The organism is Bradyrhizobium sp. CB3481 (assembly GCF_029714305.1).
In the GTDB taxonomy this organism is placed as follows: Bacteria; Pseudomonadota; Alphaproteobacteria; order Rhizobiales; family Xanthobacteraceae; genus Bradyrhizobium.
In genome coordinates, this window is sequence record NZ_CP121647.1 from 6,167,662 (window position 1) to 6,181,560 (window position 13,899).

The following is a 13,899-nucleotide window of genomic DNA, read 5'->3' on the forward strand; positions in this document are numbered from 1 at the left end:
CCACAACCGGGCGTTTTGCGGCGCGGCTGTGGCACGCGCGCCACGTTTTTGACGGCCAGCCTACGGCGGGCTCAGGCGTTGGGCGACGGCTCGCCCGAGACGGAAAGAAGCTGCGAGCGGCGCACCCGCTCGCGATGGGCGGTGTAGAGGCCGCTGGCGACGATGAAGGCGGCGCCGGTGATGGTGTAGGCGTCGGGGACCTCGCCGAAGATGAAGAAGCCGAGGATGCTGACCCACAAGAGCTGCGTGTAGGAGAACGGCGCCAGCACGGACGCATCGGCATAGCGGAACGCCAGCACCACGATCCACTGCCCTGCGGTCGAGGCGACGCCGATCAAAATGCCGAAGCCGAGGTCGTGCCAGGTCGGCGTGACCCAGACGAACGGCACCAGCGCCGAGAGAATGCACAGGCCGACGATCGACGAATAGGCCATCACCGTGATGGCGCGCTCGGTGCCGCTCATCATCCGCGTGATGATCAGCGTGCAGGCCCAGGCCAGCGCCGAGACTAGCGGAAAGAACGCCGCCGGATGGAATGCGCCGGTGCCCGGCCGCAGGATGATGAGCACACCGATCAGGCCGACGGCCGTGGCGATCCAGCGGCGCAGGCCGACCTTCTCGCTGAGAAAGATGATCGACAGCGCCGTGACGAACAGCGGCGCGACGAAGCCGGTGGCGGAGGCTTCCGCGATGGGGAGGAACCGCAGGCCGGAGATGAAGAACAGCGAGGAACCCAAAATGGTCGCGCCGCGCAGCAGATGCAGGCCGAGCCGGCCGGTCTGCATCGCAAACAGCGGCGAACCCGGCATCATCGCCGGCGTCATGATCAGCGCGAACACCAGGAAGCGGATCCAGGTGATCTCGATCGAGGGCAGCGTGGCCGAGAGATATTTCGCCGTGACGTCGGAAGTGCCGAGAAACACCGTCGAGGCCAGGATCAACGCGATGCCCTTGAACGGCCGGTCGGCGCGCGCCGGCGCCTTGGGGACAGAGGCGGTCTTCTTTTCGGGAATGGGTAATGGAGCGCTGTCCAGCCTTGCGGCTGCGGCGGGGGGCGGTGTCACGGCAATCTCGAAGGCAGTAATTCGAATCGGGCGAGGTTGTAAAAAACACCAATTCGCGGCATGCGACTAGGTCCGAAAACAGGATGCCGATATGCACAGAGGGCGCGATTGAAACACTTTGTTAAGGACGGTGTTCCTCAGAGCATCGGCAGGCCGCGCGGCTTCGGGCCGCGCGGCAACGCCTTGTCGAGCGCGGCGATATCGGCGGCGCTTAGTTTCAAATTCCCCGCCCCCGCATTCTCCGCCGCATGTTCCGCGCTCGAGGCTTTCGGAATCGCCAGCACGGAAGCCGCGCGTGTGAGAAACGCCAGCGCGACCTGGCGCGGGGTCGCTCTGTGCACTTCGGCAATCGCCTGCAGCACCTCGCCGCCCCTGCTGCGTGCGGACGGAAAATCATTGTGACCGAACGGCGAATAGGCGACGACAGCAACGCCGTTGCGCTCGCACCACGGGATCACCGCGTGCTCGATCGCCCGCTCCTGCAGATGATAGAGCACCTGATTGCAGGCGATCCTGCCCTCGCCGGCGACATCGAGTAGTTCGTCGAGATCGTCCTCGTCGAAATTGCTGACGCCCCAGGAGCGGATCTTTCCGCTTGCGACAAGCTCCTCGAAGGCCGCGACCGTCTCCTCGAGCGGATAGGAGCCGCGCCAGTGCAAGAGATAGCAATCGAGATGATCGGTCTTCAGCCGTTTCAATGAGCGCTCGCAGGCGGTAATGGTGCCACGCCGCGAGGCGTTGCTCGGCAAGACCTTTGAGACCAGGAACAGTTTTTCGCGTGGCAGGCCGGCGATGGCGTCGGCGATGACAAGCTCGGCATCGCCATACATCTCGGCGGTGTCGATATGCGTCATGCCGGTCTCGATGCCGCGGCGGAGCGCAGCGACCGCGGCCTTGCGGTCGCCGTGGTCGAGATACCAGGTGCCCTGCCCGATCACGGATACGTCAGGGCCGCCGGCGCCGAATTTTTTCTGCTTCAAGAGTCACCTCAACTTCTGACGATGCCGACTACCCGGCGGCGTTGCAGCGCAAGCGAATTAGCATCTGGCAAGCCGTGCAGCCAATCACGGAAACTGGATATCTCTGGACAATCCGCCGTGCCCGCCGGTGCGACCAGCCAGTCGCCCACCCCGGCCCCCTCCGTCACGCGATCGCAGCGATATCCCGGATGATGGCCGACACCGCGCGCGATCAGGACGTCGACCTTGCCCTCGACCAGCTCATGCAGGCGGGCGGGCTGCAGCACCCGCACGCCGATTTCCGGGTGGCTTGTGCGAAACTCCTCGAGCGCCAGACGGCGCAGATCGAAGCTGCCGTGCACGCCGAGTTGCAGCAGCACCGCGCCCACCGGCTTCAATTGCGCGGTTGCGTCGGCGATGCGGCGAAAGCCGTCGGAAATTTCCGGCAGATAGGCCTGGCCGGCCTCAGTCAGGATGAGTTGCTTGTGCAGCCGCTCGAACAGGCGGACGCCGAGGCGCGCTTCGAGCGCCTTCACCTGCTGCCCGACGGCGGCCGGCGTGACATGCAGTTCATGCGCCGCGAGCTTGAAGCTGAGATGGCGCGCCGCGGCTTCGAAGGCACGCAGCGCGTTGAGCGGTGGAAGGATGTAGGTCATTACCGCACCAGTTTGACACCGATAGGCCGCGGCCTTGCAATAGATTTTCTTGCGCTAAACCGCAGCAACAATGCTTTGCCGCGCGGCGATGCCGCCGGTTACGGTCGGCCCGCAACCCGGAGAACCCCATGCCCCGCCGACTGGATCATCTCGTCGTTTGTGTTCGCGACCTGACGCAGGCTGCGCTCGATTGGCAAACGCTCGGCTTCACCCTCACGCCGACCGGCGTGCATCCGTTCGGAACCAGCAATCGCCTCGCACAGTTCGGGAACAATTTTCTGGAACTGCTTGCGGTCACCGATGCTGCGGCGGTGCCGCCGGCCGCGCCCGACCGATTCAGCTTCGCCGCCCACAACCAGGATTTTCTTCGCACCCGTGAAGGAATGTCGATGCTGGCGCTGCACAGCGACGATGCCCACGCCGATGCAGCACGCTTCAAGGCCGAGCACGTTAGTAGCTACGCGCCGTTTGATTTCGGCCGCGACGCAGTACTGCCGGGCGGTGGCACGGCGCGCGTTGAATTTTCACTCGCCTTCGCCGCCGCGACGGCCATGCCCGGGATCGCCTTCTTCACCTGCCAGCAGCGTCATCCGCCGGAGCTGTTCTGGAAATCGGATTATCAGTGCCACCCGAACGGCGCGCTTCGCGTGGTCGAGGTCGTGATGTCGGCGCCGGAGCCGGCGGCGCACCGCGATTTCCTCGAACGCGTCACGGAAAGCAAAGCCGAACTTGCGCCCGGCCGGCTGACGGTTGGTGCGAGCGGCGACCGCATCAGCGTGCTCGACGCACGCGAGACGGCGCGCCGGCTGCCCGGTTGCGCGATCGATACCGCGCCGCGCTTTTGCGCCGCGCGTGTGGTGGTCACCGATCTGGATGCGACAAGATTGGGATTGAAGGACAACGGCGTCGACTTCGAGATGATCGGCGCTGTGCTGCTTGTTTCATCCGCCGCAACGCATGGCCTGGCCCTGGAGTTCGTCGAGCGGAAGGCGGTCTGACATGCCGGAGACCGAACGGCTCGCGTCGGGACATCAGTTCATGTCTGCCGAGAACCAATCCCTGCTCCGCGAGCAGGCAGTCAAAAGCCAGACGAATGAATATCCGGAAGATTTCATCTACGATTTCGTCGAGCCTGGGCCCGGCGACAGCTTTGAGTTCGGTATCGATTACAAGGCCTGCGGCTTCTGCAAATTCGCCGCGCGTCACGGCGATCAAGAAATCCTCCCACATATTTGCGGACTTGATTTCGATGCCTATGCAACGCGTGGCATTCATTTGGAACGAACCCAAACGCTGGCCGGCGGCGCCAGTCACTGCAACTTTCGTTTCTCCCGCATCGAGGCAGAGTAGGAGATACCGGCACGCGAAGTGATCGCGCTTGTTCGACGAACTCGTCGGCACGAATGCGCGCGAATCCGGGCGGCGAGTTCCATCACGCGTCATGGATTCGTCCAGCTATCACCTTGCTTGCAGGTGCAATGGCCGCGGTCTCGGCCGAATGACGCCACGAAGGAGGACGATCGGTTGCGGCCATCGGTCACGTTGACAGGGAGAAAAGCCAGCCATGGCCAGCCATTCTCATCACCATCATCGCCACGATCAGACATCCCCAGTCATTACGCCTGATCCCCCGGTGGATCCGACGCCTCCAACCGATCCGACCACGCCTCCGACTGATCCGACACCGCCAACATCTTCTGCGCCGGCATTCTCGGACCTCGGCCTGACGTTCAACGACGCAACCCGCGCCCTCGTCGGCGGTTTGTGGCAAAACGTGGTCGAGGAAGGCGGCCAGGGATTGGGCAGTGTGTTCAAATACACCGCCGATCTCACTGCCGTGCAAACTGGCCTTCAGGCCGAGATCGCGGCCGGACAATTCACCGGCGACACGCTGACCCATGTCAACACGATCCTTGCCGATATCACGACCGCACTCTCGGCGGCCACGGCCTCGGTGAACGGCGGCGGCGATTTCGGCAGCGTCGCGGCGGCAGAAGCCGCGCTGCGCACGAGCCATCTCGACATTCTCAACATCGTCAACAACGATGCCAATCTAGCCACCCTGGCAACGCAAGACGGCGCGGCCGGATTTCTTGCCGCGCCCGTGGGCCTTGCCGCCGGCGTCACGGCCGCGACCGCGCCCCACGCCAATCTCGCCGAGATCGGCGTCATCTTCAACGACGTGGCGAGCCAGATCCTCGGCGGCGTCAATGCCGACAACGCGGCCACCATCAGCAACGATGTGAACGCGATCATCACGGACATGCAGGCCTTGATGACGGCAAACCCGCTGCTGTTCGGCGGACTGACCGGCGTTCACGCCGAGGCTGTCGTGCGGCAGCTTCAGCTCGAGAACATCTACATCGCAGAGGCGGGCATCAACCCCGATGCGGGGCGGGCCAGCAATGACAACATCCTCGACATCATCGACATCGTCCAGGGCGACACCAACCTGGCGAACATGGCGAACCAGGGCGGCGTATCCGGCTTCACGCCGTTTGGCGACGCGCTGAACCCGACGCCAAAATACCTCGACAACGATGCACAGACGAACTTCTGGGCGAACTTCATCGCGCAATCCAATTCGCTGGGACAACAGGCGATCGCGGCCGTCACCGCGCATGATGCGGCGGCGACCGCGCAAGTCATCGCCGACCTGCACACCTTCCAGACCGACGCCACCAACTTCGACGCCGCGCAGGGCGGCATCTTCGAGGCCCGGTTCGACAACGAGCTGCTCGGCGACACCAGCACGCTCGGCGCTGAGGTGACCAAGATGATCGAAGGCCTGCAGACCGGAAACGCGGCGCTGGTCGCCGCTGCCGCCGAGCAGATGCACGCCAACTCCGCCGATGTCGGCGGCAACAATATCCCGGTGACCGGCGGCACCTATAACCCCGATGGCTTGACGGTGGCCGAGGTGCTGTCGACGGCGGGGACACCCGCGGCGGTTGCCGCTGCTGCTCCGGCGGCTGCGGCACCGACTCCTGCGGCTCCCGACCCGGTCGCGAAGGCCCTCGCCACCGCCGACGCCGGTACGCATGATGTTGCGCCGGCGGCCGTGGAGGTCCACGATTCGGCCGTCAACGACGGAGCGCACCACTTCCATCATATGTGGGGATGACGCCAAGGCGGCACGTTTCGGAAGGCGGGCAATGGCGCACTTGCGCCATGCCCACCGTCTCTCGACACGTCCATCGCGAATAGTGCGCTCGCTACGCTTTGCCCACGCCACAGCCGTCATCACCCGCGAAGGCGGGTGATCCAGTATCCCAGAGACATTAGTAACTGAATCGACACAGCGCGGCGTACTGGATCGCCCGGTCAAGCCGGGCGATGACAGTTCATGGGACTTCAATAATTCGTCGCCGTCACGTCGTTCGGGATGCCCTCGATCGGGCATTCGTCGGTGCCGACGGTCGGCCGCGTCAGCGCCTCGACCATCTCGCGAGTGCCTTCGGGGTCGGCGATCCACTTCGCGTAGAAATCATAGGGGCATTCGGCGACACCGCGCGCGCCTTCGCCGGAATTGATCTTGCCGGTATAGCCGCGATGCAGCAGCTTGAAGAGGTGGTTCTGCGACTGGTTGTTGCGGCGGGCGTCGCGGATCAGGTTCTTCGATAGTGCCGCATACTGGATGCCGTACTCTTCCTCGCCGGTCTCGCCCAGCGTGCGTCCATCGAAGCCGATGATCGCGGAGTGGCCAAAGTACGAGTAGACGCCGTCGAAGCCCGCCGCGTTGGCAACGGCGACATAGACGTTGTTGGCCCACGCCATCGCCTTGGAAATCAGGACCTGCTGTTCCTTGGCCGGATACATGTAGCCCTGGCAGCGCACGATCAGCTCCGCGCCCTTCATCGCGCAGTCGCGCCAGATCTCCGGATAGTTGCCGTCGTCGCAGATGATCAGGCTGATCTTGAGGCCCTTCGGGCCGTCGGAGACGTAGGTGCACTTGCCGGGATACCAGCCTTCGATCGGCACCCATGGCATGATCTTGCGGTACTTCTGGACGATCACGCCCTCGTCGTTCATCAGGATCAGGGTATTGTACGGCGTCTTGTGCGGATGCTCCTCGTGACGCTCGCCGGTAAGCGAGAACACGCCCCACACCTTGGCCTTGCGGCAGGCTTCCGCGAAAATATCGGTCTCCGCGCCGGGGACGGAGGAAGCAGTCTCGTACATCTCCTGGGAGTCGTACATGATGCCGTGCGTCGAATACTCCGGGAAGATCACGAGGTCCATGCCCGGCAGGCCAAGCTTCATGCCGACGATCATGTCGGCGATCTTGCGGGCGTTGTCGAGCACCTCGGCCTTGGTATGCAGCCGCGGCATCTTGTAGTTTACGACAGCGACGCCGACCGTGTCGTTGCTGGAGGAAATGTCACCGTGGAGCATCGGATCGCCTCTTGTTCTGGTTTGAGTTTTCAGGGGATCAGCTAGTGGCTGATCATCCAGGGCCGCGCGGTGGGAAAACCCTTGGCGCCGCTCCTCGTCTTGGTCATCAACCGCGCCGGTTTCTTCTTGCCGGTTGAACAGCAGCCGCAGCCCGGGCCATGCGTGGCCTTGTATTCGGCAAGCGACTTCGGCGCGTGAGAGCTCCGCTCGTTGGTGGCGATGGCTTTGCGCTTGTCCGAGGGCATGCAGAAGAATGCCGGCGCGGTCAGGATGACGCGCGGCGATTCACTATCGCAGCGCGGGCAGTCCTGCGGGTCGTCGCATTCGGCCATCGGCCGCATGTCCGTGAACGGGCCGCAATCGTTACAGAGATATTCGTAAACGGGCATTGGATATCCTCAGCGAGTAGCGAATGGCGAGTAGCGAATGGATTCCATTCGCTACGGATGCGGGGCGGCCAGCACGCATGCGGTCCCGCATCCCTCTCGCGCGGGGGTTACTTGTCCGGCGAGATCGGCATCTGGATGTCGCCCGTGATGTGTTTGATCGGGCCCGCCGACGACGGCATGATGTCGAAGTCGAAGATCTCCGTCGGCAGCCACAGCGTGGCGCAGGCGTTCGGCACGTCGACGACGCCTGAGATGTGGCCTTGGCACGGCGCGGTGCCGAGGATCGAATAGGCCTGCGCGCCGGAGTAGCCGAACTTCTTCAGGTACTCGATCGCGTTCAGGCAGGCCTGGCGATAGGCGATGTGAACGTCGAGGTAATGCTGCTTGCCGGCCTCATCGACCGAGATGCCCTCGAAGATCAGATAGTCCTTGTAGTTCGGCGTGATCGGCGACGGCTTGAACACAGGATTCTTGATGCCGTATTTGGCAACGCCGTCCTTGATGATTTCGACCTTCAGGTGCAGCCAGCCTGCCATCTCGATGGCGCCACAGAAGGTGATCTCGCCGTCGCCCTGGCTGAAGTGCAGATCGCCCATCGAGAGCCCGCCGCCCGGAACATAGACCGGGAAGTAGATCTTCGAGCCGCGCGAAAGATCCTTGATGTCGCAATTGCCGCCATGCTCACGCGGCGGCACGGTGCGCGCGCCCTCGGCGCCGACCTTGGCCTTGGCGTCGCCCTTGGCACGGCCAGCATGGGCGGTCGGCGCGAACGGCGGATTGGCAAGGCCCGGAATGCGGGTCGGATTGGTCGAGATCAACTCGGCTTCGCGCGCATTCCACGTCGCCAGCATCTTTGGATCGGGCAGACAGCCGATCAGGCCGGGATGAATCAGGCCAGCAAAATTCACGCCGGGCACGTGGCGCGACGAGGTGTAGAGGCCCTTGATGTCCCAGATCGATTTCTGCGCCAGCGGGAAATGATCGGTGAGGAAACCGCCACCGTTCTGCTTGGAGAAGAAGCCGTTGAAACCCCAGAGGCTCTCCTTGAGCGGGCCGACATCGAGCAGGTCGACCACCAGGAGATCACCAGGCTCGGCGCCCTTGACGCCGATCGGGCCGGACAGGAAGTGCACGATCGACAGATCGATGTCGCGCACGTCGTCGGCGGAATCGTTGTTCTTGATGAAGCCGCCGGTCCAGTCATAGGTCTCGATGATGAAATCGTCGCCCGGATTGACCCACGCCACGATCGGAATATCGGGGTGCCAGCGGTTATGGATCATGTCGTTCTCGTAGGCCGACTTGGTAAGATCGACCTTGATCAGTGTCTCTGGCATCGATAGCTCCCCTTTTGCAAAATATGGTTCAGACAGACAGGAATTTCGAAACTTGCGCGGCATCGACGAGCTCGCGCGGGTCGTCGCGGACGATCTCGCCGTTCTCGATCACGAGCACGCGGTCGGCGATATCGAGCGCAAAGCTGAGCACCTGCTCGGAGACGACGATCGACAGGCCGCGCTCGTCGCGGATGCGCTTCAGGGTGCGCGCCATGTCCTTGATGATCGACGGCTGGATGCCCTCGGTCGGCTCGTCCAGCAGCAACACTTTTGGCTTGGTGGCGAGCGCGCGGGCGATCGCGAGCTGCTGCTGCTGGCCGCCGGAAAGGTTGCCGCCGTGGCGGCCCTTCATCTCCAGCAGCACCGGAAACAGCTCGTAGATATCGTCAGGCACTTCGGAGCCGCCGGATACCACGAGCCCGGTCTCGATGTTCTCCTTCACCGTCATGGTGGAGAAGATCATCCGGCCCTGCGGCACATAGGCGAGGCCCTTGGCGACGCGGGCATAGCTCGGCAGCGCGTTGAGTTCGGCGCCGTCCATTTTCACCGAACCGCTCTTGGTGGGCAAAATGCCCATTAGCGACTTCATCAGCGTGGTCTTGCCCATACCGTTGCGGCCCATGACCGCCACGATCTCGTTGGGCGCGACGGAGACGTTTAGGCCGTGCAGTACCTCGCTCTGGCCGTAGGCGACGTGAAGATCGGAGATTGCCAGCATGAACCCGCTCCTTAATGGCCCAGATAGACTTCAATGACCTTGGGATCGTTCTTGACCTTCTCCATCGTCCCCTCGGAGAGGATTTGGCCCTGGTGCAGCACCGTGACCTTGTGGGCGATGTCCTCGACGAACTTCATGTCGTGCTCGATGACCAGCACCGAGCGGTCCTTGATGATGCGGTTCAGGAGTTCGGCGGTCTTTGCGCGCTCGGAAACGCTCATGCCGGCGACAGGCTCGTCGAGCATCAAAAGCTCCGGGTCCTGGATCAGCAGCATGCCGATCTCGAGCCACTGCTTCTGGCCATGGCTGAGCTGGTCGGCATAGGTGTCGAGGCGATCCTTCAGGAAGATCATCTCGGCAACCTCCTCGACGCGCTGCTTCACGGCTGCATCGCGCTGGAAGGCGAGCGAGCCGAACACGGTGCGACCGCGCGGGTAGGAAATCTCCAGGTTTTCGAACACGGTGAGATCCTCGAACACCGACGGCGTCTGGAACTTGCGCCCGACGCCGGTCTGCACGATCTGGTTCTCCTTCAGCTTGGTCAGCTCCTTGCCGCGAAACTGGATCGAGCCCGAAGTGGCCTTGGTCTTTCCGCAGATCAGGTCGAGCACGGTGGTCTTGCCGGCGCCGTTCGGACCGATGATGACGCGGATCTCGTTCTCCTCGACATAGAAGGAGAGGTTGTTCACGGCCTTGAAGCCGTCGAACGACACGGTGAGCGCCTCGACCGCAAGCAGGAAGGGTTTGGGTTGGTGACCGATGAGCATGATCTATTTTCCTCATTCCGCCAATGTGGCATCGGCACCGGGGTGACCGATGAGCATGATCTATCTCCTCACTCCGCCGGTGCGCCGTCCGCGACGGAATTCCAGCCGTCCTTGGGTTTCGATTTGCGCGATGCCAGCAGGCGATCGATGCGCGGCTGCACGTAGTCAGCCCAGATGCCGGACAGGCCATTCGGGAAGGCCAGCACGACCGCGATGAACAACGCGCCAAGGCCGAACAGCCAGAGCTGCGGGAAGGATTCCGACAGGCTGGTCTTGGCGAAGTTCACCAAAATCGAGCCCCACACCGCGCCGAAGATCGACATCCGGCCGCCGACCGCGGTGTAGATCACCATCTCGATCGACGGCACGATGCCGACAAAGGACGGCGACATGAAACCGACATTGAGCGCGAACATGGCGCCGCCGATCGCGGCGAAGATCGCGGCCATGCAGAAGGCGAAGATCTTGAAGTTGGCGACGCTGTAGCCGGAGAAGCGGACGCGGTCTTCCTGCTCGCGCATCGCTACCAAAATGCGGCCAAGCTTGGTCAGGCGGATGAACTGTGCGATGCCGATGCAGGCGAACAGCAGCACGACCTCGACGAAGTACAGGATGACCTTGGCGTGGTCGGGCCGAATGTCCCAGCCCTTGAGGGTGCGCAGGTCGGTCATGCCGTTGATGCCGCCGGTGTAGCCCTGCTGCCCCACGATCAGGATGGTCAGGATCGCGGCGACGGCCTGGGTGATGATCGCAAAGTAAGTGCCGCCGACGCGGCGCTTGAACATCGCCGTGCCAATGATCAGCGCGAACAGGCCGGGCACCAGGATGATGGCAAGGATGGTGAAGGTGAGACTGTGGAACGGCTGCCAGAACAACGGCAGTGACGTGACCTGATTCCAGTCCATGAAGTCAGGGATGCCCGGCGTCGACTGGATCTTGGTGTTCTCGACGCTGGAGGCCTCCAGCTTGAGGAACATCGCCATGCAGTAGCCGCCGAGGCCGAAGAACACCCCCTGCCCCAGGCTCAGGATGCCGCCATAGCCCCAGCACAGCACAAGCCCGATCGCGACAAAGGCGTAGGTCAGGTATTTCGCGACCAGGTTGAGACGAAACACATCCAGCGACAGCGGCAGGATCACGAACAGGATGGCGGCCAGTGCCAGGAAGCCGATGAGCTCGGACCTGTTGAAGAAACGTGAGTTGATCATGACCGGGCCTGCCTGTTGTTATTTGCGGACTTTGAGGGCGAACAGGCCTTGCGGCCGCAGCATCAGGATCCCGACCACGGCGAGCAGCGTCAGCACCTTGGCCATCGATCCCGACATGAAGAACTCGAGCGTCGACTGGGTCTGCGAGATCGAGAAGGCGGAGGCGATGGTGCCGACGAGGCTGGCGGCGCCGCCGAACACGACGACCAGGAAGGTGTCGACGATGTAGAGCTGGCCTGAGGTGGGCCCAGTCGAGCCGATCATGGTGAAGGCGCTGCCGGCGATGCCGGCGATGCCGCAGCCGAGCCCGAAGGTGTAGCGGTCGACCTTCTCGGTGTTGATGCCGACGGCGCCGGCCATGATGCGGTTCTGCACGACCGCGCGGACCTGGCGGCCCCAGCGGGATTTATAGAGGACGTAGGCGACTACTATCGTGATCAGCACCGTCAGGCCCATCACGAACACGCCGTTGATCGGCACCTCGATGCTGTCGGTCACTTTCAGCGAACCCAGCATCCACTGCGGCAGCTCGACGCCGACCTCGCGTGGGCCGAACACCGAACGATACGTCTGCTGCAGCATCAGGCTGAGGCCCCAGGTCGCGAGCAGCGTGTCGAGCGGTCTTTTATAGAGGTGTCGTATCAGCACCCATTCGACCAGCATCCCCAGCGCCCCGGAGGCGAAGAACGCCAGTATCATCGCGAGGAAGAAATAGCCGCTGAACAGGCTCGGCAGGTACGACTGGAAGAAATTCGACGTCATCCAGGTGACGTAGGCGCCCAGGATCATGAACTCGCCATGCGCCATGTTGATGACGCCCATCTGGCCGAAGATGATCGCGAGCCCGAGCGCCATCAGCACGTAGACGGAGAACAGGATCAGGCCCGCAAAGCCCTGCATGACGAAGATGGAGCCCAGATCGCCAATCGAGTAGTCGCCGAACATCGATGTTTCTCCGTCGGAGGGATAAGGTCCCCCGCGCCGCGAACAATGTCGCGACGCGGGGTCGTCAAGCGCGGATTGACGGTCCACGCCAGGGAGCTGGCTGCTCGGAGAAGCGCTGATGGCGGCTGCGCTTACTGGTAGCCCTTCGGGAACGGATCGGGCTCGACCAGATCCGTGGTCTCGAAGATCAGCTCGAACTGGCCGTCGAGCTTGGCGCGGCCGACGCGGGTCTTCGACCAGAGGTGATGGTTTTCATGGATGCGCACGTAGCCTTCCGGCGCTTCCTTGAATTCCACGCCGGGGGAAGCCGCCGCGATCTTGTCGACGTCGAAGCTGCCGGCCTTTTCGCAGGTCAGTTTCCACAGCCACGGGCCGAGATAGCCGGCCTGCGTCACGTCGCCGATCACGGTCTTGTCGCCCCACATCTTCTTGAAGGCCGGCACGAACGCCTTGTTGTTGGCGTTGTCGAGCGACTGGAAGTATTTCATGCAGGCATAGGCGCCCGCGATGTTCTCGCCGCCGATGCCGTCGATTTCGTCCTCGGTCACCGAGATCGTCAGCAGCGCCTGCTTGGAGAGGTCAACTCCCGCCGCCTTGAGCTGCTTGTAGAACGCGACGTTGGAGCCGCCGACCACGTCGGTGAAGATGACGTCGGGCTTAGTGAGCTTGATCTTGTTGATGACCGAATTGAACTGCGTGGAGCCGAGCGCGTAATATTCCTCGCCGACGACCTTGCCCTTCAGCACGTTCTCGACGTGCTTGCGCGCGATCTTGTTCGAGGTGCGCGGCCAGATATAATCCGAACCGATGAAGAAGAATGATTTGGCGCCCTTCTCCTTGGCAATCCAGTTGAGCCCGGCGAGAATCTGCTGGGTGGCTTCCTGGCCGGTGTAGATGACGTTCTTGGACTGCTCGAGGCCTTCATAGAAGGTCGGGTAATAGAGCATGCCGTTGTATTGCTCGACGACCGGCAGCACCGCCTTGCGCGAGGCCGAGGTCCAGCAGCCCATGATCGCCGCGACCTTGTCGTTGACGAGCAGCTTCTTCGCCTTCTCGGCAAACGTCGGCCAGTCGCTGGCGCCGTCTTCCTGGATGAACTTGATCTTGCGGCCGAGCACGCCGCCCATCGCGTTGATCTGTTCGATTGCGAGCTTTTCGGCCTGGATCGAGCCCGTCTCCGAGATCGCCATCGTGCCGGTCGCGGAGTGCAGGATGCCGACGGTGACTTCGGTATCGGTCACCGCAAGGCCCGTGGTGTTGACGGTGGCAGTGGCGGGACCGGCCCCGAAGGAAGGCCGCGGAAGGATCGAAATCAGCGGCAATGCCGCCGCCCCCATCAGCAGCTTGCGGCGAAGCGGCGACTGCAGGCCCTTGTTTGGTTCGTCTGACATGAGCACCCCATTTTTGTTCGAGAACGCGCCTATTGGTCAGGCGAGGATGCCCAGAATTGTGCACTGCACA

The 13,899-nt window shown here is 62.9% G+C and carries 13 protein-coding genes and 1 pseudogene; 3 read left to right on the forward strand and 11 right to left on the reverse strand.

Features of this window, described 5'->3' with window-relative positions; all coding sequences use genetic code 11:
- Positions 1-71: 71 nt before the first annotated feature.
- From QA643_RS30030 to QA643_RS30040, 3 genes are all read right to left on the reverse strand, one after another.
- Positions 72-1,064: a DMT family transporter gene (locus QA643_RS30030; protein WP_283029275.1), complete on the reverse strand. Its 993-nt coding sequence runs from the start codon at positions 1,062-1,064 to the stop codon at positions 72-74.
- Positions 1,065-1,201: 137 nt separating this feature from the next.
- Positions 1,202-2,044 carry an aldo/keto reductase gene (locus tag QA643_RS30035; protein WP_283029276.1) on the reverse strand — a complete coding sequence of 281 codons (843 nt, stop codon included), beginning with the start codon at positions 2,042-2,044 and terminating at the stop codon, positions 1,202-1,204.
- An 8-nt stretch (positions 2,045-2,052) separates the two neighbouring features.
- Positions 2,053-2,679, reverse strand: coding sequence for a LysR family transcriptional regulator (locus QA643_RS30040; protein WP_283029277.1), 627 nt, complete (start codon positions 2,677-2,679; stop codon positions 2,053-2,055).
- Between QA643_RS30040 and QA643_RS30045 the strand changes: the two genes are divergently transcribed.
- The 3 genes and pseudogenes from QA643_RS30045 to QA643_RS30055 all read left to right on the forward strand — a co-directional run bounded on the left by QA643_RS30045 (position 2,661) and on the right by QA643_RS30055 (position 5,803).
- Positions 2,661-3,677 (forward strand): VOC family protein, encoded by a 1,017-nt coding sequence (locus QA643_RS30045; RefSeq protein ID WP_283029278.1) that lies wholly within the window; start codon positions 2,661-2,663, stop codon positions 3,675-3,677. The two genes, QA643_RS30040 and QA643_RS30045, sit on opposite strands and share 19 nt — an antisense overlap.
- A 1-nt stretch (position 3,678) precedes the next feature.
- Positions 3,679-4,029, forward strand: a pseudogene (locus QA643_RS30050) (L-2-amino-thiazoline-4-carboxylic acid hydrolase); the annotation flags it as partial.
- Positions 4,030-4,243: 214 nt separating this feature from the next.
- A complete protein-coding gene (locus tag QA643_RS30055) occupies positions 4,244-5,803 on the forward strand; it encodes a hypothetical protein (RefSeq protein ID WP_283029279.1) in 1,560 nt (519 codons plus the stop codon).
- A gap of 230 nt (positions 5,804-6,033) precedes the next feature.
- Here QA643_RS30055 and QA643_RS30060 read toward each other — a convergent pair whose 3' ends face one another.
- The 8 genes from QA643_RS30060 to urtA form a co-directional block, all read right to left on the reverse strand.
- Complete coding sequence (locus tag QA643_RS30060; protein WP_283029280.1) at positions 6,034-7,074, reverse strand: aliphatic amidase; 1,041 nt, start codon at positions 7,072-7,074, stop codon at positions 6,034-6,036.
- Between the two features lie 41 nt (positions 7,075-7,115).
- A complete protein-coding gene (locus QA643_RS30065; protein WP_283029281.1) occupies positions 7,116-7,463 on the reverse strand; it encodes a zinc ribbon domain-containing protein in 348 nt (115 codons plus the stop codon).
- Between the two features lie 107 nt (positions 7,464-7,570).
- Positions 7,571-8,800: a formamidase gene (gene fmdA / locus QA643_RS30070; RefSeq protein ID WP_283029282.1), complete on the reverse strand. Its 1,230-nt coding sequence runs from the start codon at positions 8,798-8,800 to the stop codon at positions 7,571-7,573.
- 28 nt (positions 8,801-8,828) lie between these two features.
- Positions 8,829-9,518, reverse strand: a complete 690-nt coding sequence (urtE, locus tag QA643_RS30075) for an urea ABC transporter ATP-binding subunit UrtE (protein WP_283029283.1) — start codon at positions 9,516-9,518, stop codon at positions 8,829-8,831.
- Positions 9,519-9,529: 11 nt separating this feature from the next.
- The gene (gene urtD / locus QA643_RS30080; RefSeq protein ID WP_283029284.1) at positions 9,530-10,285 is read right to left on the reverse strand and encodes an urea ABC transporter ATP-binding protein UrtD; all 756 of its coding nucleotides are present in this window, start codon (positions 10,283-10,285) and stop codon (positions 9,530-9,532) included.
- Positions 10,286-10,353: 68 nt separating this feature from the next.
- The gene (gene urtC / locus QA643_RS30085) at positions 10,354-11,493 is read right to left on the reverse strand and encodes an urea ABC transporter permease subunit UrtC (protein ID WP_283029285.1); all 1,140 of its coding nucleotides are present in this window, start codon (positions 11,491-11,493) and stop codon (positions 10,354-10,356) included.
- 18 nt (positions 11,494-11,511) lie between these two features.
- A complete protein-coding gene (urtB, locus tag QA643_RS30090; protein ID WP_283029286.1) occupies positions 11,512-12,438 on the reverse strand; it encodes an urea ABC transporter permease subunit UrtB in 927 nt (308 codons plus the stop codon).
- A 131-nt stretch (positions 12,439-12,569) separates the two neighbouring features.
- Positions 12,570-13,829: an urea ABC transporter substrate-binding protein gene (gene urtA / locus QA643_RS30095; protein ID WP_283029287.1), complete on the reverse strand. Its 1,260-nt coding sequence runs from the start codon at positions 13,827-13,829 to the stop codon at positions 12,570-12,572.
- Positions 13,830-13,899 lie beyond the last annotated feature (70 nt).

Coding starts and splice junctions, on each gene's coding strand:
- urtB (WP_283029286.1), bottom strand. CDS start 12,438: ATGTTCGGCGACTACTCGATTGGCGATCTGGGCTCCATCTTCGTCATG.
- QA643_RS30065 (WP_283029281.1), bottom strand. CDS start 7,463: ATGCCCGTTTACGAATATCTCTGTAACGATTGCGGCCCGTTCACGGAC.
- QA643_RS30055 (WP_283029279.1), top strand. CDS start 4,244: ATGGCCAGCCATTCTCATCACCATCATCGCCACGATCAGACATCCCCA.
- QA643_RS30060 (WP_283029280.1), bottom strand. CDS start 7,074: ATGCTCCACGGTGACATTTCCTCCAGCAACGACACGGTCGGCGTCGCT.
- fmdA (WP_283029282.1), bottom strand. CDS start 8,800: ATGCCAGAGACACTGATCAAGGTCGATCTTACCAAGTCGGCCTACGAG.
- urtE (WP_283029283.1), bottom strand. CDS start 9,518: ATGCTGGCAATCTCCGATCTTCACGTCGCCTACGGCCAGAGCGAGGTA.
- urtC (WP_283029285.1), bottom strand. CDS start 11,493: ATGATCAACTCACGTTTCTTCAACAGGTCCGAGCTCATCGGCTTCCTG.
- urtD (WP_283029284.1), bottom strand. CDS start 10,285: ATGCTCATCGGTCACCAACCCAAACCCTTCCTGCTTGCGGTCGAGGCG.
- QA643_RS30040 (WP_283029277.1), bottom strand. CDS start 2,679: ATGACCTACATCCTTCCACCGCTCAACGCGCTGCGTGCCTTCGAAGCC.
- urtA (WP_283029287.1), bottom strand. CDS start 13,829: ATGTCAGACGAACCAAACAAGGGCCTGCAGTCGCCGCTTCGCCGCAAG.